This window comes from Burkholderia sp. Se-20373, from assembly GCF_017104705.1.
In the GTDB taxonomy this organism is placed as follows: domain Bacteria; phylum Pseudomonadota; class Gammaproteobacteria; order Burkholderiales; family Burkholderiaceae; genus Burkholderia.
Genome location: NZ_JAAGPH010000069.1, coordinates 15,766 through 38,774 on the forward strand (window position 1 = coordinate 15,766; position 23,009 = coordinate 38,774).

The window sequence follows — 23,009 nt, forward strand, 5'->3', positions numbered from 1 at the left end:
CGAGCGACAGCCATCACAATCGACGAACCCGGTTTCCTCCGACCATGAAAGCGCTTCACTTCATTCCGGTGCTGGCGATTGCCGCCGCACCCGCTGTTCACGCCACCGACAGCCAGCCTTGCGGCGACGATACGGTCGTGGCCGTCGCCCGCTGGGCCGGAATCGCCAGCGCACGCATCGCCACACGCGACACGAACCGGCTCGTCGTCGCGTCGGCCTGCAAGGTCATGCCGAATGCGCCGGAAACGACGATCGCGGCCGTTGCATTCGATTCGCTTCCCAAAAGCAAGAACCCGGACGAGAGCAACAAGCTGCAGGTCATCGCGCTCGTCGAAGGCGGCAAGGTCGTGGCTGCCGAAAAGTCGGTCGTCGAAGAGGATGCGGCAACGGAGATCGGCGAGAGCAGCTATCGCATCGACACGGCCCCCTACCGACTGTCGCCCGACGTGCGGGCGTTTGGCGTCGTGTTTATGAGCAGCGCGCGCGGGCCGAGTTGCCCCGATGCCAACGCCAGCGAGGAGCTCACGCTGTGGGTGCGCGACGGCAACCGCATCCGTCCGGTGTTCGGCACCAACCTGTACGGGTGGGTCAGCGTCGAGGGCGACGCCTGCGGCCCCGGTGTCGGCGACGCGCGCAGCGAAGAGGCAAGCATGACGATCGCCGTGGAGAAAACATCGAGCCACGGCTTTGCTGATCTGTCGATCACCGCCCATATTACGAAGACGCAGCGCAAGGACGGTGATTACTCGGAGACGGGCAAGCGCACCGCACGCACGATCGTCCACTACGACGGCAAGTCGTACGGAGTCGATATGTTCCGAAACTTCTGGTATTCGCCTGCCGCAATGAAGCGCTTCAAGTAACGCCCAGGCGGGGCACCACCCCACCCGCCTACTCCGCCACCTTCGCTCCGATCGCCTCGCCCGACGTCGGCATCCGCAACGCGTCGTCCCGAACGCGTCGCGCCTCGCGCGCCGAATAACGATCCTTCAACCGCAGGAATGGTTTCTCGACGAGAAAATAGCTGGCCGTCGCAGCCAGCAGCGCCCACACGATCCCGAGCGGAAACGCATGCGGCACCGCCAGATCCGGATTCGCAAACGGCTGTTGCCACAGATAAAGGCTGAACGAGATCGTCCCGACGAACACGACCGGCCGCGCGCGCAACCACCGCGCACACCAGAATTCGCTGCGGAAATTCAGCACGACGATCACGATCGCGATCAACGCGGCTTCAAGCGTCACGCCATACGTCGCATTCCAGAACCCGCCGAGCCGATGTTCGGCGAACGGCATGCCGATCAGCACGATGACGATGATCGCGGTCACGATGCGCGTCTCGCCACGCCAGGTCCGAATCCACGCTTCAAGCCGTTCGCGATTGAGCGACACATAACAGCCGATCAGGATCGGATCGACGCCCGTGTGCAGCATCATCCCGAGTTGCCCGCGCAGCGCAGGCGCCACGAAATACGTCACGGCGCGCACCAGCGGCACGACCAGAATCAACGCGGCCAGCCAGCGCGTGCCGCCGCGGCGCATCCCATACACGAACAGCAGCGGCCAGAACCAGTAGAACTGTTCCTCGAGTGCGAGCGACCAGAAATGGCCGAGATACCACGCGCCGTCCGGATGCAGCGCGTTGTCGCCGGTCAGCCCGAACCACGCCGAGTAATTCCACAGGTGCAGCGCCGCATACAGCCACTGTCGTCGATCTACGTCGAACCAGCCGGTGAAGGCCACGATCGCCACCGCCGCGAGATAGACATAGCAGGCCGGCCAGATCCGCAGCGCGCGGCGCACGTAGAACGACGTCAGCGCGATGCCACCCGTGCGCGCGAACTCGGCGCGCAACACGTTGGTGATCAGGAAGCCGCTGAGGACGAAGAAAATCAGCACGCCGAGCCGGCCGTCGGCGATCAGCCGCAACGGCGCGTACCAGCCCGTGTAGCCGCCAGGCAGCACGTGCTCGGCGTGCCCGACCACCACCATCGCGACCGCGACGGCGCGCAACCCGGTCAACTGCGTGACGCGATGGTTCATCGGCTGGTTTCCGTTGGCACGGTGGATGGGCAGCACGCCGGCGCCCCGCTTCGGCACGCCGATATGCCGCCGGGATTTTGTATGAAAAATATCGGAATGAAATTGCTTCAAAAATCCCCGGGCCCGTACCGGCGGCCAAGCACGCCACCACGAGCCAACGTCCCGGGCGACGAATGGGCATAATGACAAGCCTTGTCCGGCGGCGGCCGGTCCGATGCCGACACAACGATTTTTGCGGCGGCGCAATATCCATAGCCCCCGCCCGCACACCGGCCCGCGCGTCGTCCGCCTCCTGCCGACCCTTACCCGGAGCCTGCCTGTGTACCCACCGATCGAACCCTACGCCCACGGCCACCTCGACACCGGCGACGGCCACCGCATCTACTGGGAGCGCTGCGGCAACCCGGCCGGCAAGCCCGCCGTGTTCCTGCACGGCGGCCCCGGCGCCGGGTGCAGCCCCGACCATCGCCGACTGTTCGATCCGGAGCGCTACGACATCCTGCTGTTCGACCAGCGCGGCTGCGGGCGCTCGACGCCGCACGCCAGCCTCGAGAACAACACGACGTGGGATCTGGTCGCCGATATCGAACGCCTGCGCGACATGGTAGGCGCGGAAAAGTGGCTCGTGTTCGGCGGCTCGTGGGGCAGCGCGCTGTCGATCGCGTACGCGGAAACGCACCCCGAACGCGTGAGCGCACTGGTCGTGCGCGGCATCTTCACGATGCGTCGCGCGGAATTGCTGTGGTACTACCAGGAAGGCGCGTCGTGGCTGTTCCCCGACCTGTGGGAAGACTTCGTTGCACCGATTCCGGAAGCCGAGCGCGGCGACCTGATGGCCGCCTACCATCGCCGGCTGACCGGCAACGACGAAGCCGCGAAGCTCGAAGCCGCGCGCGCGTGGAGCATCTGGGAAGGCCGCACGATCACGCTGCTGCCGGACCCCAAACTCGCCGCGCACTTCGCGGACGGGCACTACGCACTCGCGTTCGCCCGCATCGAGAACCACTACTTCGTGAACCAGGGTTTCGTCGAGGAAGGCCAGTTGCTGCGCGACGCGCATCGCCTCGCGGGCATTCCGGGCGTGATCGTGCAGGGCCGATATGACGTCGCGACGCCGGCGCGCACCGCGTGGGAGTTGTCGAAGGCGTGGCCGGATGCCACGTTCGAAATCGTACCGGGTGCCGGACACGCGTACAACGAGCCGGGGATTCTGGAGGCGCTGGTCGCGGCGACGGACCGGTTCGCCGCCTGAGCGACGTCACGTGACGCGGCGCGTGTTGCCGTGCCTGCCGGCACGCTCACGCGCCGCCCGATCAAAGCGCGGCTTCGACGATCGTCCGGCCGTTGATCGCCCGCTCGACGAGCTGTTCGTCACCGACCTTGCGGATCGCGTCGTCGAGCAGCCCTTCCGGTTCTTCGGTCGCGACCTTCAGCAGACCCGACAGCCCGCGCGCGTCGAGCACCACGAGCGTCTCCATCGAATCCGCGCGGCTCACGAGCACGCGGCGGAATGCCGGGCCCGCGCCGAAGCTCGCACAAAGCTCGATCGTCTCGTTGCCGAGCATGTAGTCGAAGTTTTTGATCATGATCTGCCGCCGGTGCATGAAAATGGCGACGCGCGACGGTGCGGCGCCGTGACGTCGACGCACCCGCGCGTGCCGCCGGCTCGCCGGACCGGGGTCCGAGCCGTTCGCCGGCATCACCATGCTAGGCGTGCAGAATTAACGAAGACTTAAAGCGTTGGCAGGGTCTCGCGCCCTGGCGGGACGCGCATCGGGGGGGCCAAACCGGCCGGTCGTCGCACAAGCGGAGCTCACCACGAATAGCCCTGCATGCCGTAATTCGTATCGTGTCGGCGTCCCCACCACGGCAGGTAGGCATTGTTGCCGCCGCGTGCGCGGAACCAGTCCTTGTCGGGATCGATCGCCGTGAGCTTCGACGGCGGCAGGACGACGACCGCGACCGGGTGGTCCGGATCGGTCGTGCCGGCGACGAGTGCGTTGCCGCCAAAGTGATTGATCCGGCCGATGGCGAGCGCGACGTCGGTCAATGCGCTGCCGGTTCCCATGTCGCCGAGTAGGGCCGCCGTGTTGAATGCCTGCTTCGAGTGGTCGTATTCGGGGAGGGTTTCGGTCAAGGTCCGGGAGAGCGAGGCAAGACGTGACGATGATGCGTCGCTGCCCTTGCCTGCGTCGTGAACGATGTAATGGAGATCCGGGACCGCGACGCCTGCATTGCGTGACGCCTGGTCGATGGTCGCCTTCCACGCCTGCACGGCGCGGGTCGTGCCGACCTTCTGCGGAAAATCATGTGTGTTACCGGTCGCGGCCTTGCCGATCCATGCGAGCGGTTCACGCTCGGTGTTGAAGGTCGGGCCGGCGAGGAACAGTACGACAAGGTTCTCGTTGATCTGCGCATCCGTGGGCGGGAAGTTCGGGGCGTCCCAGTTCACTACCCAGACGCTTTTGTCGGGGTTCGCCTGCAGGTAGTCCAAGGCGTTGTTCAGCGATGCAAAGCCGGCGTTCGCGCTGCCTTGCGTGATTTGTACGTCGGGGAGCGCGCTGCGGCTCCACATCGTTGGAAAATACCGATTCCCGATCGAAAACGTCCTGCGAATCGAATCCTGCAAATAGCTTTGCGATTCGGCTGCGTCGAGTCGCTCCGGAATTGCAAGTTCGACACGGATGCCAGCCAACTCGTGCCAGTTCTTTTTATCGTCAGGTTTGACCGTGTAGAAGTATTTCTCGTTGCTTGCGTAGCGTGAGTGAAGCAGCAGCGGGAACTTGGTCATGTACTTGCGGTAGAAACCTCTGAATGTTTCTGCACCTCGGTTACCGTATACCAGCGCGCCAATCGATTGAAGCGTTGCAAAGGATTTCGGATCGGTTCGCACCATGTCATCGTTCTTGTTCGGGGACGCGAGTCCTTGTGTCCACAACAATTGCCATTCTGTCGGGTAGTCCATGCGTTGCAATGGATTCAACCAGATCAAGCCGACAACCTGCGCGACGAACGGCTTCGCCGCCTCTTCCGCGGACGGCCCCGCATACGCTACGGGTCCCGTCGCGGGTGCCGTGTGCGCGGGCCGTACCGTGGCCGTGGTGATCAGGAGCACCATGAGCGCAGCCAGGCCGGGCACGACGACAAATCGTTTCATCCAATCTCCTATCTCCAAATGTGCCGGGTTGGGTTGTTCTACGTGCGCCATCAACGACGCCATCAGTACGGCCGCGATCATCCATGCTGCGGCCGCAACGGCGGCACGTCGCGGCCAGGTAGCGATCAGTGCCTTCATATCGCGCTCCCGACCTTCAGATAGAACTGGCCCTCTCGTTCATCCGTGATCGTGTCCGGCATCTTGCCTTCGCTGCTTTCCGCATGTACCCATTCATGCATCGGAAGCTCGTCAAGCTCTCCGCGTACAAAGTACTCTGAGTATTGCTTGTTCGGGCTGTCGTCGGGAATACCGTCTCCCATCCGCCAGTCCGCCTCAATCCGCAAGTCGTAGAGTTGTTCTGGAGTCAGATAGCAAACCCCAATCGCCACATCGTACGCAAGCGCCTTTTCCGCATGCTTCGGATTGATCATCGTCGTGGAGTGATTCGTCGGGCTGTTGGTCGTGCCACGGTCGAGCCAGTCGACAATCTGCTTGTTGCGCCATTCCTTGTAGCCCTCCGGCATTTCGCTCTTGCCGTCCTCACCGATCACGTGACCGTCGCCATCGAGCCATTCCGTATTCATCGTGCGCCGCGCCTCGATCCGCATCAACGCGCGGTCCTCGTAACGCTGTCCGGCTTCGCTCTCTGCCGTACCTTGCGCGACGCTATCGTCGTTCTTCGCGTTGTACTGATCGTAGGGATCGTCCGCGCGCTTGTCTGCCTCGCTCTTGCTTGCGTCGCGCCATGCGGCCGGCGGATCGTTGCCTTCGTTGAAGTCGCTTGTCGCATTGCCGTCCTTCGTTACGATGGGCTTGCCGAACCGCAACGCCTTCGGCGTAAACGGTTCGTCGAGTGCCGGCGCGTCCGCCACCACGGCCCAATCCTTCGGCGGATTGGCGTTCACGCGGAACATATTCAATGCCGAGCTGATCTGGGTCACGAAAAACATGATCGGCGCGGATGCAAGCGTGGCCGCCACCCCGAACACGGACTCGTTTCCCTTGAGCGCACCGATGAGGTTGAATTTGGCAGGTGGCGAAGGCGGATACCAGAATCCCGACGTCGTTCCCTTTTTGCCATGCCGCCAGTCATCCTCCCGATACCGATATTGCTCCTGCACGCCGACGTGGAAGCCGGAGGCAAAGACGCGCTGCGTCAGCACGCCGGGGACGCCGATATCGTTCAGTTCGTGCTTGTCGATGCCGCGCCAGCCGATGCCTTGAACCGTGATCGCCGAAATCACCTGGTCGTGTGGACAGCAATACGCGGTGACGCGACCATACGTCGATCCGTTCAGGCCGTGGCGTACCCGATCGTCCTGTGCTGCATAAGACCGCTTGCTGGTCGGCGATACCCGTTCGTTCGCCATGTCTTCATCGATCTTGTCTGCGGAAAGTTCATAGGCCTTCCGCGTGCCGACGATCGACAGAAACTTGCCGAACGTTTTCGTGCGGGCGGTGTAGGTCTGCCTCCCGCGACGGCCGCCACCGTCCCTGGTCGCGCGTTGCGACCAGGTATCCATGAACGTATCGGATGGATTCGGGCCGTCCGCGCGCGCAAGGCTGTACGGCGCATTCGCCAGCACATAGGCATCCGCCACGCAATGCCCGCTACGTCCCCACGGATCTTCGACGTCGGGTAGTGCATCGCCGAAGAAAGCCGCGGTAAGGCCCACGATGTTGCCCTGGCTATGGCACACGACGGTGATCGGCACGTCGGCCTGCATGCGGCGAATCGACTCGATCAACCTCGCAAGGCGCAACGCTGCGAGCACGCCATATGCGCGGGGTGGCGCGCGATACAGCGGTCGATTGGTCGGGTTGATCCCCTGGACGGTCAACCACCCGGCTGCGCGGTCGTCGAGGCCGCCGTGCCAGAGATCGGGCAGGCTCGCGCAACCGTTCGTGAACGGGCCGCCGCCCCAGTAGTCCTTTTCGTTCAGGAAAATCTTGTCGCCGTATTCTTTGAGTTCCTCGGCTGTCGCCCGATAGCCCCACCGGAAATGAATGACCGGTGAAAACGACGGATCAGGCTTGACGTAGTTGTCCGCAAGCAGCTTCGGATTCAAAAACCCGTCCGGCGTCACGCTTTCCGTGTACTTCGCCGGCACCAATTGCCCGGCGTCGATGCCGTGATACATCAATTGATCGTCCAGCCGCCCGAGCCGGCGATTCAGGCCATCGCACAGCCCCTGCTCGGCGGCTTCGAACCATTCGCCTTCGGAATTCACACCATGCACGAAGATGACGATACCGGGCAACGGCATTTGCTTGAGGCAGATCAGCCGAGTGTCTCTCGTCCACATCGACACCCCGTCGCCTCGGCCGACGACGATCGGTGGAGGCTTGCGTGGCGTTCCGGTGCTGTCCGACTCGGCGGCATCGATCGACCGTGCAACGGGTTCGTCCGTCGCCGATCGATGATCGGGATAAAGCTGGGTCACCCTGGCTCCTGCGCGCGGTTTGGTGTTGTTCTGCCGTTCCGCCGCCAGTCATTCAAGCTGACGCGACGTGAACGCAGATGCGGATCATCGGAAATCCGCGCACCAGCGCACAAGTGCAGTTTTCTCTTTTCCTACAGAATTGAACTCGTCTGATTAAGTTGACCGGCATGACGCGCAACTTTCCAGTCATGTCTGACGGTCACGTACGAAGCCTTTTCCGAACCGCAGTGCTTCTACCGTTCGGTTCCACCGTCATCGCCGTGTGCTCCTGCCAGCAGCGGTCGACAAGCGACTGGCGCGCACAGCGGACCCGCGTCAAACGACATCGAGCGGCTCCACCGTCACGCCGACCTTCAGCTCCTGATCCGCACCGCCGCCGCGAATCACGCCGCGCAGCGGCGTCACGTCCGCATAGTCGCGGCCGATCGACAGCATCACGTAGTCGTCGCCGGGCGCGCGATCGTTGGTCGGATCGAGCTGCAGCCAGCCGTTGTCCTCGGGCCATGCCGGGTCGTACACCTCGACCCATGCATGCGACGCGTCGGCGCCGATCAGCCGCGGCTGCCCGGGCGGCGGCTGCGTGAGCAGGTAGCCGCTCACGTAACGCGCGGCCAGCCCGAGCGAGCGCAGCGCGCCGATCATCACGTGCGCGAAATCCTGGCACACGCCCTTGCGCAAGCGCAGCGCATCGAGCGCCGACGTCGTGATGTCGGTGCTGTTCGGCGTATACGCAAAATCGGCATGCACGCGCCGCATCAGTTCCCACGCGGCCTGCACGAGCGGCCGTTGCGGCGTGAAGCTCGCGGCCGCATACGCGGCAAGTTCGGGATCGCACGCGACATGCGGCGACGTGAACACGAATTCGCTCGCCGCGTCGTAGGGCTGCCCCGCGCGGAATCGCAAGCGGTCGCGCACCGCTTCCCACGCCATCGCCTGTTTCGCGTCGGGTTTCGCGATGGCGGGCGGCGGCTCGCCGCGCGCCCCGCGCGACCACACCGGCGGCGTCACGCGTACCGTGCTGCGGCTGCGCACGAGCAGCGCATCGTGCGGCTGGTTCAACGCAAACGACGCGCGCGCGTTGCCGAATGCGTCGATTTCGGTTCCGACCGATTCCGGCGCGGGGTCGATGTCGAGCGCGAACGACAGCACCTGCTGGCGCGGCGTGACGAGCGGCTGCAGGCGTGCCTGGTGCTGCGCCGATTCGACGCGCGCCGCGTAACGGTATTCGGTGTCGTGCGTGACGCGCAGCAACCGGCCGGGTGCAACGTCGGCCTTTGCCGCCGACGCCGATGGCGGTGCCGATGCGTTCCGCGCAGTGCCGGAACCGTGCGGCGCTTTCGCCGCGCCCTTCGTCGTCACCATAACGTCCTGCCCGCCTCGCGCACGTGGCTGAAATAGCGTTCGCCGATCCGGTTCGACAATTCCCAAACCGCCTTCACCGTCGTGTCGAGCGCTTCGAGCAGCTTGTCGTGCCGGCCGCCGTCGGCGGTCTCGCAGAGCTCGTGCAGCGACCATGCGGGGACGTCGGGAATCGTCTCGGCCAGCTCGGACAGCGCGTAGCCTTCGCTGCGCTCGACCTTCGTCAGCCGGCCGCGCAGCGCCTGCACGACCCAGCCGAGCGAGCGCGGATTGTCGGTATCGAGCACGACGAGCGACAGCAGCGGCGCGACGTCGAAGCCGCGCTGGAACCGCGAACGGAACGTGATCGTGCTGTCGAACAGTTCCAGCACGAGCTCGAAGCCGTCCTGCCGGTGCACCGCGCCTTCGTCGAAGGCCGCCTTCAGCACGCTGCACAGGAAGTCCAGCCGGTCGATCTGCCGGCCGATCGACAGCAGTCGCCAGCCGTCGTCGCGCGTCATGTTGTCGGTCTGCGCGCCGGTGATCGCGCCGAGCACCAGGCCGAGGCGCTCCAGCAACTGCAGCGCCTCGTTGCCGATCTGCTCCTCGGCTTCCGGCTGGCCCGCGCTGTCCGCGAACAGCTGGGTCGCGTCGTCGATCAGCCGCCACTGATCGCTCGACAGCCGCTCGCGAATCGCGGCGGCCGCGCCACGCATGCCGAACAGGCAGGACGCAATGCCCGACGTGCGATCCGCGCCGCGCGTCAGCGACGTCGCGAGCGTGTGCTGGAACGCACGCGGCGCATCGACGGCGTTCGGCGCGTCGGCCGCGATCAGGCCCGTATCGCGGCACAGCGTGTCGATCAGTTCCAGGTGCGCGGGGCTGTCGACGTCGTCCTCGCCGCGCAGCCGTTCGAGCGCGGCACGCGCGAGGCGCATCAGATTGGTCGCACGCTCGGTATAGCGGCCGAGCCAGAACAGGTTCTCGGCCGCGCGGCTCGCGATCGCGCGCGGGCGTTCGACGAGGTCGTCGGGACCGAGGTGCGTCTGGAGCAGCGTCGTCGAATCGACGATGCCTTCGGTCATCACCCACGTATCGACGGTGCTGCCGCCGCGCGGCATCGGCGCGTTGAACAGCGTGTCGCGCGTGCCGACGCGCGACAGCCCGCCGGGCAGGAGCCGCCAGCGCTGCGCGCCGTCGGCGAGCGCGAACACGCGCAGCAGCATCGGTTTCGGCACGATACGCGCGCCGCCATTGCTGTCGGGTGCGTCGTGGCCCGGCCAGGTCGGCGCCTGCGACAGCGGCAGGTCGGCCTGCACCGTGTAGTGCTCGGGCCGCGCGAGAATCCGCGCGCGCCACTCGGCCAGTTGCGCCTGCGTGAGCCGCGCGCCGATCACCGGCTCGAATGCGCCGCCCTCCTGCACGTCGGGTGGATAGGAGGCCTTGACGATGCCGCGTGCGAGCTGCGGCAGCGCGTCGTCGCACGCGGCCGCCTCGCCGCACCACCATGAATGCACGGCCGGCAGCGTCAGCGTTTCGCCGAGCAGCCCTTCCGCCAGGCGCGGCATGAAGCCGAGCATCGCCGGCGATTCGAGGAAGCCCGAGCCCGGCGCGTTCGCGAGCAGCACGTTGCCCGCACGCACGGCCTGCAACAGCCCCGGCACGCCGAGCATCGAATCGGGCCGCAGTTCGAGCGGATCGAGCCACGCGTCGTCGACGCGCCGCAGGATGCCGTGCACCGGTTCGAGCCCGCTCAGCGTCTTCAGGAAAACGCGGTTGTCGCGTGCGGTCAGGTCGCCGCCTTCGACGAGCGTGAGGCCGAGGTAGCGCGCGAGATACGCGTGCTCGAAATACGTCGCGCTGTGCGGCCCCGGTGTGAGCAGCACGATCCGCGAATTCTTTCGCGTCGGGCTGAGCGCCTGCATGCTCTGCAGCAGCGCGCGATACGCGGACGCGAGCCGCTGCACGCGCAGCCCGCGAAACCCGCGCGGAAAGAGCCGCGACACGATCAGCCGGTTTTCGAGGAGGTAACCGAGGCCGGCCGCGCCCTGCGTGTGCTGCGCGACGATCCGCCACTGCCCGTCCGGGCCGCGCGCAAGGTCGAACGCGACGACGTGCAGCCAGGTATCGCCCGGCACGCGCGCGCCGCGCATCGCGCGCAGGTAGCCGGGATGCCCGGTGACGAGCGCGGGTGGCAACAGCCCGCGCTCGAGGATCGTCTGCGGTCCGTACAGGTCGGCCAGTGTCGCGTTGAGCAGCCGCACGCGCTGCAGCACGCCGCGCTCGATCGCGACCCAGTCCTCGGGCGTGACGATCAGCGGCAGCAGGTCGAGCGACCACGGGCCTGCCGCGCCATCGCCGGCGCGCTGCTCGTGCAGTTGATAGAACAGGCCGTTCTCGCGCATGCGCCGGTGCAGCGCGTCGGCGCGGCGATCGAGGTCGGCCACGCCGTCGCTGCCGATCGACGTGAAGAAACTGCGCCACGCGGGCGCCAACGCAGGCGCGTTCAGGCCGGCCGCGCTGCCGCGCAGTTCGTCGTAACGGCCGGCAGCAGCCGGCGCCGCGAGCGCGGCGGCCAGTTCCGCGGCATCCGGCTGCGCGCCGGTATCGAAAAGCGTGGGCATCGCGTCGAGGGCGGCGAGATGATCGGTGTCAATGGGCGGCACGATGTCGTTCCGTCGTCAGGGCGCGGCCGCGCTCGCGCGCCGCCACGCGGGCGGCGGGCCGCGGCGCGCGGCCGCAATCTGCCCGCATCCTAGCATTCCGGCGGGGCCGCCAGCGACCGAAACCGCCGGGTATCGCGAACCGCGCATCGTCATCCGCGTCGTCATCGTCCGGTCACGGCCGCCGCAGGTCGAGCGTGAACGGGAATTCGCGGCTCGGCGCGGCAGCCGCGACATCCATCCGCCCCGGCGTATGCCCCATCTCGACGAAGCGCGCGAGCCGGCGGCTCTCGGCTTCGTATGCATTGACCGGGAACGTCGCGTAGTTGCGCCCGCCCGGATGCGCGACGTGGTAGCGGCAACCGCCGAGCGAGCGCTGCAGCCACGTATCGACGATGTCGAACGTGAGCGGCGCGTGCACGCCGAGGGTCGGATGCAGCGCGGACGGCGGCGACCACGCCTTGTAGCGCACGCCGGCGACGTATTCGCCGACGGTGCCGGTCGGCTGCAGCGGCAGCGCGCGGCCGTTGACCGTCACGACGTGCCGGTTGTCGTTCAGCCCCGTCACGCGCACTTCGAGCCGTTCGACCGACGAATCGACGTAGCGCACCGTACCGCCGGGCGCGCCCTCCTCGCCCATCACGTGCCACGGCTCCAGCGCGCCGCGCAGCGACAACTGCATCCCGTTCACCGCGATCTGGCCGAACAGCGGGAAGCGGAATTCGAAGTGCGGCGCAAACCACGCCGGATCGAACGCGAAGCCGGCGTCGCGCAGTTCGGTCAGCACGTCGTCGAAATCCATCTGAAGAAACGCGGGCAGCATGAAGCGGTCATGCAGCGCGGTGCCCCAGCGCGTGAGCGGCGTCGTGTACGGCGCAGCCCAGAAACGCGCGACCAGCGCACGCAGCAGCAATTGCTGCACGATGCTCATCCGCGCATGCGGCGGCATCTCGAACGCGCGCAGTTCGAGCAGGCCGAGCCGGCCGGTCGACGAATCCGGCGAATACAGCTTGTCGATGCAGAACTCGCTGCGGTGCGTGTTGCCGGTCACGTCGATCAGCAGGTTGCGCAGCACGCGGTCGACGAGCCACGGCGGCATGTCCTGCCCGAACAGCAGCTTGTTGCGCTGGATCTCCGCGAACGCGATGTCGAGCTCGTAGAGCTGGTCGTTGCGCGCCTCGTCGACGCGCGGCGCCTGGCTCGTCGGCCCGATGAAGAGCCCGGAGAACAGGTAGGACAGCGACGGATGGTTGTGCCAGTACGCGATCAGGCTCGCGAGCAGGTCCGGGCGGCGCAGGAACGGGCTGTCGGCCGGCGTCGCGCCGCCAAGCACGAAGTGGTTGCCGCCGCCCGTGCCGACGTGGCGACCGTCGACCATGAACTTCTCGCTGCACAGCCGCGACTGCCACGCGGCGTCGTACAGGAATTCGGTGTGATCGACGAGCTCGTCGAAGTTGCTGGCCGGATGGATGTTCACCTCGATCACGCCGGGATCGGGCGTCACCTGCAGCAGCTTCAGCCGCGCGTCGCGCGGCGGCGGATAGCCTTCCAGCACGAGCTTCACGCCCAGCGCGTGCGCGGTCAGCTCGATCGCACCGAGCAGCTCGAGATAATCCTCGAGCGCGGCAAGCGGCGGCATGAACAGGTACAGGATGCCGTTGCGCACTTCGACGCACAGCGCGGTGCGCGTGATCCATGCGGCCGATTCGAAGCGCTCGGGCTGGCGACCCGGGTCGCGCGCGGCCGGCCGCCCGTTGCCGGCCGTGCCGTCGTCGCGCCACTGCATCACGGTCTGCGCGGACGCCTCGCGATGCACGCCGGACAGGTAGCGCGGCGCATCGGCCGGCCCCGCGTAGCGCGCGCGGATCGCGGCGGCATCCGGCAGCGCGTCACGCGGCGCGAACGGATCCCGCTCGACGAGGTACGGATAGTCGGCGCGGCTCGCCCACGGCAGCGAATCGAGCGGCAGCCGATAGCCCATCGGCGAATCGCCGGGCATGAGGTACATCCGCTCGTCGCGGAAGAACCACGGGCCCGTCTGCCAGCGCGGGCCGTCGAGACCCGGCGCGTTTTCCGCACGCTTGACCGGCAGCACGTAGCCGACCACGCTGTCGAGCTTCTGCTCGAATACCTTGCGCAGCCGCGCGCGTTCGAGTTCGTCGTCGAGACGCGAGTCGAACGGGTCGACGTTGACCGGCAGCCGGCGCTCGCGCCACAGGTAGTACCAGACGTCCTCGTAGCCGGGCCGGATGAATTCGCCGGTCAGGTTCAGCCGCGCGGCGAGCGCATCGATGAAGCGCTTCGCGTCGCCGGTCGTATAGGCGGACGGCTCGCGCTCGTCGGCGAACAGCGACGGATCGTGCCACACGGGCTGGCCGTCGGCACGCCAGAAGATCGACAGCGCCCAGCGCGGCAGTTGCTCGCCCGGGTACCACTTGCCCTGCCCGAAATGCAGGAAGCCGCCGTCGCCGTATTCCGCGCGCAGCCGCTGCACGAGTTCGGTTGCATAGCCGCGCTTGGTCGGGCCGAGCGCGTCGGTGTTCCACTCGGCGCCGTCGCGATCGTCGATCGACACGAAGGTCGGCTCGCCGCCCTGCGTGAGCCGCACGTCGCCGGCCGCCAGCGCGCCGTCGACCTGCGTGCCGAGTGCCAGCACGCCGTCCCATTGCGATTCCGTGTACGGCTTCGTCACGCGCGGCGATTCGTACACGCGCGTCACGGTCATTTCGTGCTCGAACGACACCTCGCACTCGTCGATCAGCCCCTCGACCGGCGCGGCGCTGGTCGGCTGCGGCGTGCAGGCCAGCGGAATGTGGCCTTCGCCGGCGAGCAGGCCCGAGGTCGGGTCGAAGCCGATCCAGCCGGCACCCGGCAGGTACACCTCGCACCATGCGTGCAGGTCGGTGAAGTCGACCGACGTGCCGCTCGGGCCGTCGAGCGACTTCACGTCGGGCGTGAGCTGGATCAGGTAGCCCGACACGAACCGCGCGGCGATGCCGAGATGACGGCACAGCTGCACGAGCAGCCATGCGCTGTCGCGGCACGAGCCCGAGGCCAGTTCGAGCGTCTGCTCGGGTGTCTGTACGCCCGGCTCCATGCGCACGAGATAGCCGATGTCGTGCTGCAGTTGCTGGTTCAGCGCGACGAGGAAGTTCACGGTGCCGGCCGGCGTGCGGTCGACGCCGTCGAGATATGCGCGGAACAGCGGCGACGCGCTCGTCTGCGGATCGCACACGAGATACGGCGCGAGCTCGGTCTTCAGCGCGTCGTCATAGCTGAACGGGTATTGCTCCGCGCTGGCTTCGAGGAAGAAGTCGAACGGGTTGTACACCGACATCTCGGCGACGAGATCGATCGTGATCTCGAAGTGCTCGGTGCGCTCCGGAAACACGAGCCGCGCGAGATAGTTCGAGAACGGGTCCTGCTGCCAGTTGATGAAGTGCTGCGCGGGCTCGACCGTCATCGAATACGCGAGGATCGGCGTCCGGCAGTGCGGCGCGGGCCGCAGGCGCACGACCTGCGGGCCGAGGTTGACGAGCCGGTCGTAGCGATAGCGGGTGGTGTGATGCAGCGCGACGTGGATGGACATGGGAGCTCGGTTCGGGTTGGGCCGGCCGCGCGCCGCGTCGCGCTCGATGCGACGCGGCACCCCGGCCTGGCGGATTCGGCGAAAACGTGCGCGAGGTCAGACGAGCTCGGGCGTCTGCACGACGCTGATCTCGACACCGACGGCCGTCGCGCCGAGCCCCGTCACCGGCTGCGCGTCGCGATAGTCGAGGCCGACCGCGATGCGCACGTAGCGCTCGTCCGGGCAGCGATTCATGAACGGATCGAACCCGACCCAGCCGAGCCCTTCCACATACGCCTCGGCCCACGCATGGCCGGCCGGCTGCTGCGTCAGCCCGGCCGCCTGCGACTGCGCGCCGTGCGCCGGCTGCGGCATCCCCTGCGACTGGGACTGCGACTGCGCGGCATGCGATGCACCGAGCACCTGCTGCATGCCCTCGCCGCTCTGCAGCGCGAGCGCTTCTTCCTCCTCGACGTCGCCCGCGTTCTGCTTCGCGTCGGCGATGCGCTGCATCGCGCTGTCCGCCAGCACGTAGCCCGAGATGTAGCGCGCGGGAATCTTCAGCACGCGCGCGGCCGCGATGAACGCATGCGCATGGTCGCGGCTCGTGCCCTCGCCGCTTTGCAGCGCGGTTTCCGCGTCGACGGGGGCGTCGGCGGCCAGGTTCGGCGCATACGCGATACGGTCGTGCACTTCCGTCATCAGCCAGTGCAGCGCGTCGAGGCTGTGCGGCGCGATCGGCAGCGCTTGCGCCAGCGCGCGCACGGTGTCGCCCGCCTTCGTCAGCGCCGTTTCGCGCTCGAAGATCCACGGCGGCGCATAGCCTTCAGGATGACCGAGGATGCCCGCGCGGTCCTGCGTCTCGACGACGCCGGCCGCGACGACGACGATCTCGGCCTTCGCGCCGCGGTCGTGCCGCACGAGGTCGATCCGGTTGCCGAGCCCGTCGGCATAGGACAGCGACGGCTCGACGCCGTCGATCGTGACCTGCCACGCGCGCACCGTCTGCCCGGGGCCCGACTGCGGGCGCAGCCGCAGCCGTTGCAGTGCATGGGTGGCTTGATCGTCGAACTGATAACGCGAGATGTGTCGGATGGCGAGTCGCATGGCAAGTCTCAGTCGAAGTTGTAAGCCTGGGCGATTTCGAGCCCGAGGCTGTTGTTGCGGCCGATGAAGTCGGTCAGGAACTCGTGCAGGCCGCTCTTGAAGATCCGCTCGACCGAGGTGTCGGACAGCATTTGCAGGATCTTCGTGGCCGTGTCGTGACACGGGTGTGTCACACCGTAATCCTTCGCGAGCAGGTTCAGGCTCGACACGACGCGCCCGTAGCAATAACGCAGCGAGCGCGGCATGCGGCCGTTCAGGATCAGGTAGTCGGCGATGTTCATCGGCTTGTACTGCACGTCGTACACCCAGCGGTACGAACGGTGCGCGGCGACGCAGCGCAGGATCGTCTCCCACTGGTAGTTGTCGAGGATCGTGCCGACGTGCGACACCGACGGCAGCAGCAGGTGGTATTTCACGTCGATGATCCGCGCGGTGTTGTCGGCGCGCTCGACGAACGCGCCGATCTGCGCGAAATCGAAGATCTCGTTGCGCAGCATCGTGCTGTAGAAGCTGCCGAGGATCAGCGCGGTTTCGCGCTTCACCTGGTCGAGCACGGCCGGCAGTTCGCTCTCCGGCACCGGCTGCGCGAGCCCGCGGCGCAGCGCGAGCCACGCGCCGTTCACGCTCTCCCACGCCTCGCGCGTGAGCGCGGTGCGCACCATCCGCGCGTTCGAGCGCGCGGCCTCGATGCACGACAGCACGCTCGACGGGTTGTCGCGGTCGCGCAGCAGGTAGTCGGTCACGGTATCGGCCGCATACGCGTCGTATTTCTGCCGGTAGCCGTCGTCCGTGCCCGAGCTGACGAGCACCGACGACCATTCGGCCGGCGCGTCGGCCGTGCGCGTGAGCGCCATCCGCAGCCCGGCATCGACGATGCGCGCGATGTTCTCCGCGCGCTCGATATAGCGGTACATCCAGTAGAGACCGCTTGCAGTACGTCCCAGAAGCATCTCGTGTCCACTCCGTCTTCGTTCGGTTGGCGCCCCGGTCGCGGGGCGCGCGGTCGCGTCCGGCTCAGTCGGCCAGCACCCAGGTGTCCTTGGTGCCGCCGCCCTGGCTCGAGTTGACGACGAGCGATCCCTCCTTCAGCGCGACGCGCGTCAGCCCGCCCGGCGTGATGCGGATCCGGTCCGACACCAGCACGAACGGCCGCAGGTCGACGTGGCGCGGCGCGAGGCCGGCTTCGGTCAGGATCGGCGTCGTGGACAGCGCGAGCGTCGGCTGCGCGATGTAGTTCGCGGGGCGCGCACGCAGCTTCGCGGCAAAGGCTTCGAGTTCGGCCTTCGATGCGCACGGCCCGACCAGCATCCCGTAGCCGCCCGAGCCGTGCACTTCCTTCACGACCAGTTCGTCGAGATGGTCGAGCACGTATTTCAGGCTGTCGGCTTCGCCGCAGCGCCAGGTCGGCACGTTCTCCAGCAGCGCCTTGCGGCCCGTGTAGAACTCGACGATCTCCGGCATGTACGAGTAGATCGCCTTGTCGTCGGCGATGCCGGTGCCGGGCGCGTTCGCGATCGTGATGTTGCCCGCGCGGTACACGTCCATGATCCCCGCGACGCCGAGCACCGAATCGGGGCGGAACGTGAGCGGATCGAGGAACGCGTCGTCGACCCGGCGATACAGCACGTCGATCGGCTGGAAGCCTTCGGTCGTGCGCATCGCGACGCGGCCGTCGATCACCTGCAGGTCGCTGCCTTCGACGAGATGCACGCCCATCTGGTCGGCGAGGAACGAATGTTCGTAGTACGCGGAATTGTGGATGCCGGGCGTGAGCACGGCGACGGTCGGGTTGTCGGCGTTGCCGCCCGGCGGGCACACGGCCGCGAGCGACTGGCGCAGCATCTGCGGATAGGTCTCGACCGGGCGCACCTTCACCTGCTGGAACAGCTCCGGGAAGAGCTGCATCATCGTCTCGCGGTTTTCCAGCATGTACGACACGCCGGACGGCGTGCGGGCGTTGTCCTCCAGCACGTAGAATTCGTTCTCGCCGGTGCGCACGATGTCCACGCCGATGATGTGCGTGTAAACGTTTCCGGGCGGCCGGAAATCGATCATCTCGGGGATGAACGCCTCGTTGTGCGCGATCAGGTGCTTCGGCACGATGCCCGCGCGCACGATTTCCTGGCGGTGGTAGATGTCGTCGAGGAACGCGTTGAGCGCCATCACGCGCTGCTCGATGCCGAGCGACAGCCGGCTCCATTCGGCGCCCGAGATGATGCGCGGGACGATGTCGAACGGAATCAGCCGCTCGGCGGCCTCCGCGTCGCCATAGACGGCGAACGTGATGCCCGTCTTGCGGAACACGCCTTCCGCGTCGTAGGCCTTCTGGGCGAGGCTCGCGGGATTCTGCGTGTCGAGCCACTGCTTCAGGCGCGCGTAGGGCGCCCTTACCATGTCGCCGGATTGCAGCATTTCATCGAATGGCTTCATCGATCTTTTCTCCATCGATCGTTTTCCCCGGCATTGCGCATGCCGGACCGGCGTAATGAATGCTTTGCAAGGAACGTGCCTTGCGCGATCCCCTCGATATCCCCCCGTTTTTGCGCCGCGCCGGGCACGCCCGCGCGGCATTGCGCACCATCACGGTGCAGCGTCCGACGCGACGGGCGACGACGGTGCGTCGCCGGCGCGCACGGTTCATGCTGCGCCGCGTCTTTCGAACATAGTTCCCCCGCGTGTCACGAGTGTGCAATCTGCACTGCACAAAAAACGGCCCGCCCCGGCATCGGGCCACCGGAACGAAAGAATGGGAAGGCGGGCCGGCACGCGCACGGCGCAACCGGCCCTGGGGAAGTACCGTCTGCGGCCGCACCGGCAGTTCGACGCGATGAACTGTCCGGTTAGCCGGGTCCGGCACCTCAACGCTATGCAGCCGTAATCCCGCCGACAACGCCCATGCATATTTCGACTGACACCCATCGAAAAAAAACATCGGGCCGAGCGGCGCGAGGCGCGGTACGCTAGAACGTTCGTGCAGCACACGGTGCCGCCGCCTTTCAGGCGCCCGACTATAAAAAGCGAAGATCGAAATGGAAGCAAAGTGGCTGGAAGATTTCCTGAGCCTTGCGGATACCAAGAGCTTTTCCCGGGCCGCGCGTAACCGGCACCTCACGCAATCGGCATTCAGCAGACGAATAGCGGCACTCGAAACCTGGATGGACGCGAAGCTGGTGGACCGGAGCATCAACCCGATCACGCTCACGCCGGCCGGCCAGATGTTCCGCGGGCTCGCCGCGGACATCCTGCGCAGCATGTATGCGGCGCGTAATCTCGTGAACGGCTACGACCAGTTCGCGGCCAGCGACCAGGTCGTGCGTTTCGCGGTGGCCCATACGCTCGTCTTCACGCTGTTTCCCGAATGGCTCAAGCAGCTCAACGGCGAGGTCGGCCACGTCACCGCGCGCGTCAACGCGGTGAACGTGCCGGAAGGCGTGCAGCAGCTCGTCGAAGGCGAATGCGACCTGCTGCTCGGCTATCACCATCCGCAGTTGCCGATCGTGCTCGACCCGAACCACTTCCCGTTCGTCAGCCTCGGCGTCGAACGGATCCTGCCCGTGTCGACACCCGATGCGCGCGGCAAGCCCGTGTTCCAGCTGCCGGGCACCCCCGATGCACCGCTGCCGCTGCTCGCGTATTCGTCGGGCGCGTTTCTCGGCAACATCGTCGAGATGCTGCTGCTGAATGCCACGGAGCCGTACGTGCTGCACCGCTGCTTCGAGACGCACATGTCCGAGGCGTTGAAGGGCATGGTCGTGGCCGGGCACGGGATCGGCTGGCTGCCGGAAAGCTGCGTCGCGAAGGAACTCGCGGAAGGCACGCTCGTGTGCGCGGGTTCCGGCGACTGGATCACCGAGCTCGAAATCCGCCTGTACCGGTCGGCCCGCAAGCGCGGGCTCGCGGCCGAGCAACTGTGGACCTACATCATGAACCGGCCGCGCACGGCGGTCGAAGGTGCGGCCGGCGCGGCCGAACCCGCGGCCGCACCGGCGATGCGCATCGCCCGGCGCAGCGCGGGCGGCAGCCGCTGATCGTCGCGTTCGCGTCGTTCGCGCGGACGACGCGAACGCCAGTCCGGTTGGCGGCAGTCCGGTGTGCGCATCCATTCGCGCCGCGCCGCTTCCCGATTTCGCACCCCGCTCGCCGGTAGCAATCAACGATCCCGCATTAGCCTGAAAAATGACCGCGCCGGACGCGTAATCGATATCAGACGAATCGCAATCGTTTGCATTCCGGCGATGAACTTTTTACGTCCGACATAGCAATCCGGCATTTCCCGTCCGATTATCCAGACAGAAATACCCTGTTACAGAACAAATTAAAAGTTTCGATTTACCTGTAACAATCTAAACTACCAACAACGCCTCCTCCGCATTTCATATCGCGCGACCTGTATCTGGATCGATTTCGATTCCCCCGGATCACAGTCGCAAAAATTCCTTTTATCAGTCGTTATTTTTCGGCACGAATGGCGGTACGTCCGACGTGATTCAATGCGTGCTCGATCATCGCTACCGAATAGCAATATTCATATTCGGCAATATCGACTTTCTTCATAGATAAGAGATTCATACGAATACGTCGCAATCCTATTTAAATAGGATATTTAATGCCGTCCCATTCAGGCCACACGCGGTTGTTGGTTCAAAGTCCATCGTGTATCAATAGCGTGTCGCAAAAAGAACGCTGGCAAATCTGACTCGGAATAAATGCTCGCCATTGATTCCGGACGGGAGGTTGCAATGTCTTCCTCGTTTCGACAGCATGCTCGCCCTTTGCTGAGCGTCTTCCTCTGCACGCTCAGCATGAATGCGATGGCCCAGACGCTCGCGTCCCAGCCACCCGCGTCCGCCCCTGCATCGGGCCCGGGTGGGGATCGCTACGTCATTTCGTATATCTGCGGCGATGCGCGGATCGACGGTACCGCCCCGCTGCCGCCCGACGGCCGGCCGTACAACCTGGGCGTGTCGTTTGCTTCGGCCAAGACGGGGCAGCCGCTCGCCAACGTCCAGGTGCGCCTGCGGCGACATGGCCGCGTGCTCGTCGAATTCAATGCGTCGGGGTCGCGTTGCCTGTTCAGCGTGCCCGATGCGAGCTACCGGGTCGAAGGCACCTATCAGGGCGCGACCCAGTTCGCGATCGTCGAAACCGGTGCGCTGACCACGCAGTTGAAATGGTGAGCGCCACCTGAGCGCACCCCATCACGTCTTACACCAGAACGTATCGCATCGAGGAGACATGAATGACGCGTGCAGAACGACAGGACGGCTCGCCCGCCCACCAGCCGAAACCCTCCTGGGGTCCCGGAAAGAACGCGGCGCTCAGCTTCGCCGCATTCGCCGCGATCTTCGGCATCTTCGCGTACGCCGAACGGGACACGACGGTCGGCCATGCGAGCGTGACGCACGACATCTCCGGCGCGATCGGCACCGCCGTCGGGAAAACCCGCAACGCGATCATGACCCTTGCCTCGCACGCAACCGCAACGGGACCGTCCGGAACAGCGGCCGAGCCCGGGGCAGCCTCGACACGCACGCCGGCCTCGCCGCCCGCGCCGCCGTCGCAGGTCGCGTCGACTTCGGCCGCCCCCGAGGAATCCACCGTGCCGCCCGTCTCGCTCGCGGTCGAACCGAAGGCCGCGCGGCAGCCCGCCCCCCCAGCCGTCGCGAAACAGCGGCAGTCGGCGCATGCGCCGCCCGTGACGCTCGCGGCCGGTACGCATGCGGCATCGGCCTACGGTCGCGCCGCCACGCGGCACGGCGCCGCGCACCGTGCGCAGCGTGCCGAAGCGCTGGCCGGCACGAGCAGGCGCATGGACTTCGCGCCCAAGCCCCGGCCGGATGGCACCGACACCCTGCGCATGCAGACGGCCAGCATCACGCACGCGGAGCTGGAAAGCGCGCGTGCGCTGGCGAAGGCACGCTCGTGCGCGGTGATCGACGAATGGGACTGTGTGGAACACAACGCGAGCCGGGCGCTCGCGATCGACCCCAAGAACAGCGAATCGCGCGCCTTGCTCGGTCAGGCGATCCGCAACCGGCTGTAAGTCGGGTCCGCATTGCCGGGCACTCGCAGCCCGGCCGCGCGACGTGCGACGACGCGCGTCGTCAGGCGGGCACCCGATGTGATCGTGTCAAAAGGAGGACACCTCGTGGACAACAATCGGAAACAACAATGCACCACCGTCGCTCCGTCCAGCCGACGGCTCCTCCTGCATGCGCCGCTGGTGTTGCTGCTCGTCGCGTCCGGCCCCTGCTTCTCCGCCGACGGCGATCCGGAAGCGGGCCGCGTCAACGAATTCGCCGGGACCCACGGCGCCCCGGATGCGGTACCGCGCGGTGGGCAGCCGACGGTCGTGTCGATCCAGATCGCCCAGGCCGAGGTCGCCCCGCCCCCTCATGAGCCGACACCGATCGCGCGTGCTTCGGATGCGTCGATGCGGATCGCGCAGGCATCGAACCCGCAGCCGCCACCGCTGCCGACCACGGTCGTGGTGGAACCGGAGGCGCCGCCATCGAGCGCCGCGGTGCCGGGCGCGCGTTCGCCGGATACGGCGAATACGCCGGCACCGGTCGCGCAGGCATCGACAGCGCCGATGCTGCTTGCGCAGGCCGAGAACGCCCGCCCGCCCGAAGCGCCGACGCCCGCCGCCTCGACGGGGTCCGACACGTCCGCGTCGCCTGCGCCGGCGC

General features: G+C 66.6%; 15 protein-coding genes and 1 pseudogene. 6 read left to right on the top strand and 10 right to left on the bottom strand.

Annotated features, from left to right (window positions below; translation table 11 throughout):
- Positions 1-44: 44 nt before the first annotated feature.
- Complete coding sequence (locus tag G3N96_RS22050; RefSeq protein WP_206138467.1) at positions 45-863, top strand: multidrug ABC transporter ATPase; 819 nt, start codon at positions 45-47, stop codon at positions 861-863.
- Positions 864-891: 28 nt separating this feature from the next.
- Here the strand turns inward: G3N96_RS22050 and G3N96_RS22055 are convergent, their stop codons facing one another.
- Positions 892-2,043: an acyltransferase gene (locus tag G3N96_RS22055; RefSeq protein ID WP_206138459.1), complete on the bottom strand. Its 1,152-nt coding sequence runs from the start codon at positions 2,041-2,043 to the stop codon at positions 892-894.
- Between the two features lie 319 nt (positions 2,044-2,362).
- Here G3N96_RS22055 and pip point away from each other — a divergent pair, with 319 nt between their 5' ends.
- Positions 2,363-3,295: a prolyl aminopeptidase gene (pip, locus tag G3N96_RS22060; RefSeq protein WP_206138460.1), complete on the top strand. Its 933-nt coding sequence runs from the start codon at positions 2,363-2,365 to the stop codon at positions 3,293-3,295.
- 61 nt (positions 3,296-3,356) lie between these two features.
- On the opposite strand, the gene G3N96_RS22065 is transcribed toward pip, so the two are convergent.
- The 9 genes from G3N96_RS22065 to G3N96_RS22105 form a co-directional block, all read right to left on the bottom strand.
- Positions 3,357-3,629 (bottom strand): hypothetical protein, encoded by a 273-nt coding sequence (locus tag G3N96_RS22065; protein WP_039357377.1) that lies wholly within the window; start codon positions 3,627-3,629, stop codon positions 3,357-3,359.
- A gap of 227 nt (positions 3,630-3,856) precedes the next feature.
- Positions 3,857-5,338 carry a virulence factor gene (locus tag G3N96_RS22070; RefSeq protein ID WP_241022773.1) on the bottom strand — a complete coding sequence of 494 codons (1,482 nt, stop codon included), beginning with the start codon at positions 5,336-5,338 and terminating at the stop codon, positions 3,857-3,859.
- Positions 5,335-7,506 (bottom strand): hypothetical protein, encoded by a 2,172-nt coding sequence (locus tag G3N96_RS22075; RefSeq protein WP_206138469.1) that lies wholly within the window; start codon positions 7,504-7,506, stop codon positions 5,335-5,337. Before G3N96_RS22075 ends, G3N96_RS22070 begins: the two co-directional genes overlap by 4 nt.
- 453 nt (positions 7,507-7,959) lie before the next feature.
- On the bottom strand, positions 7,960-9,006 hold the full coding sequence (locus G3N96_RS22080; protein ID WP_206138461.1) for a transglutaminase family protein: 1,047 nt from the start codon (positions 9,004-9,006) through the stop codon (positions 7,960-7,962).
- Positions 9,000-11,606 (bottom strand): circularly permuted type 2 ATP-grasp protein, encoded by a 2,607-nt coding sequence (locus G3N96_RS22085; protein ID WP_241022775.1) that lies wholly within the window; start codon positions 11,604-11,606, stop codon positions 9,000-9,002. The genes G3N96_RS22080 and G3N96_RS22085 overlap by 7 nt, the downstream gene beginning before the upstream one ends.
- Positions 11,607-11,820: 214 nt before the next feature.
- The gene (locus G3N96_RS22090) at positions 11,821-15,234 is read right to left on the bottom strand and encodes a transglutaminase family protein (protein WP_124577530.1); all 3,414 of its coding nucleotides are present in this window, start codon (positions 15,232-15,234) and stop codon (positions 11,821-11,823) included.
- Positions 15,235-15,330: 96 nt separating this feature from the next.
- The gene (locus G3N96_RS22095) at positions 15,331-16,320 is read right to left on the bottom strand and encodes a transglutaminase family protein (protein WP_124577528.1); all 990 of its coding nucleotides are present in this window, start codon (positions 16,318-16,320) and stop codon (positions 15,331-15,333) included.
- 8 nt (positions 16,321-16,328) lie between these two features.
- Complete coding sequence (locus G3N96_RS22100; RefSeq protein WP_206138463.1) at positions 16,329-17,270, bottom strand: alpha-E domain-containing protein; 942 nt, start codon at positions 17,268-17,270, stop codon at positions 16,329-16,331.
- A gap of 64 nt (positions 17,271-17,334) precedes the next feature.
- Entirely contained in the window at positions 17,335-18,750 is a 1,416-nt protein-coding gene (locus tag G3N96_RS22105) for a circularly permuted type 2 ATP-grasp protein (RefSeq protein WP_046547558.1), read from the bottom strand.
- A 599-nt stretch (positions 18,751-19,349) separates the two neighbouring features.
- Here G3N96_RS22105 and G3N96_RS22110 point away from each other — a divergent pair.
- From G3N96_RS22110 to G3N96_RS22125, 4 genes and pseudogenes are all read left to right on the top strand, one after another.
- Positions 19,350-20,348 carry a LysR substrate-binding domain-containing protein gene (locus G3N96_RS22110; RefSeq protein ID WP_206138464.1) on the top strand — a complete coding sequence of 333 codons (999 nt, stop codon included), beginning with the start codon at positions 19,350-19,352 and terminating at the stop codon, positions 20,346-20,348.
- Between the two features lie 711 nt (positions 20,349-21,059).
- A complete protein-coding gene (locus G3N96_RS22115; protein WP_206138465.1) occupies positions 21,060-21,497 on the top strand; it encodes a hypothetical protein in 438 nt (145 codons plus the stop codon).
- A gap of 62 nt (positions 21,498-21,559) precedes the next feature.
- Positions 21,560-22,363, top strand: coding sequence for a hypothetical protein (locus G3N96_RS22120; protein WP_206138466.1), 804 nt, complete (start codon positions 21,560-21,562; stop codon positions 22,361-22,363).
- 105 nt (positions 22,364-22,468) lie between these two features.
- A pseudogene (locus G3N96_RS22125) lies at positions 22,469-23,009 on the top strand (biofilm secretin PgaA); the annotation flags it as partial.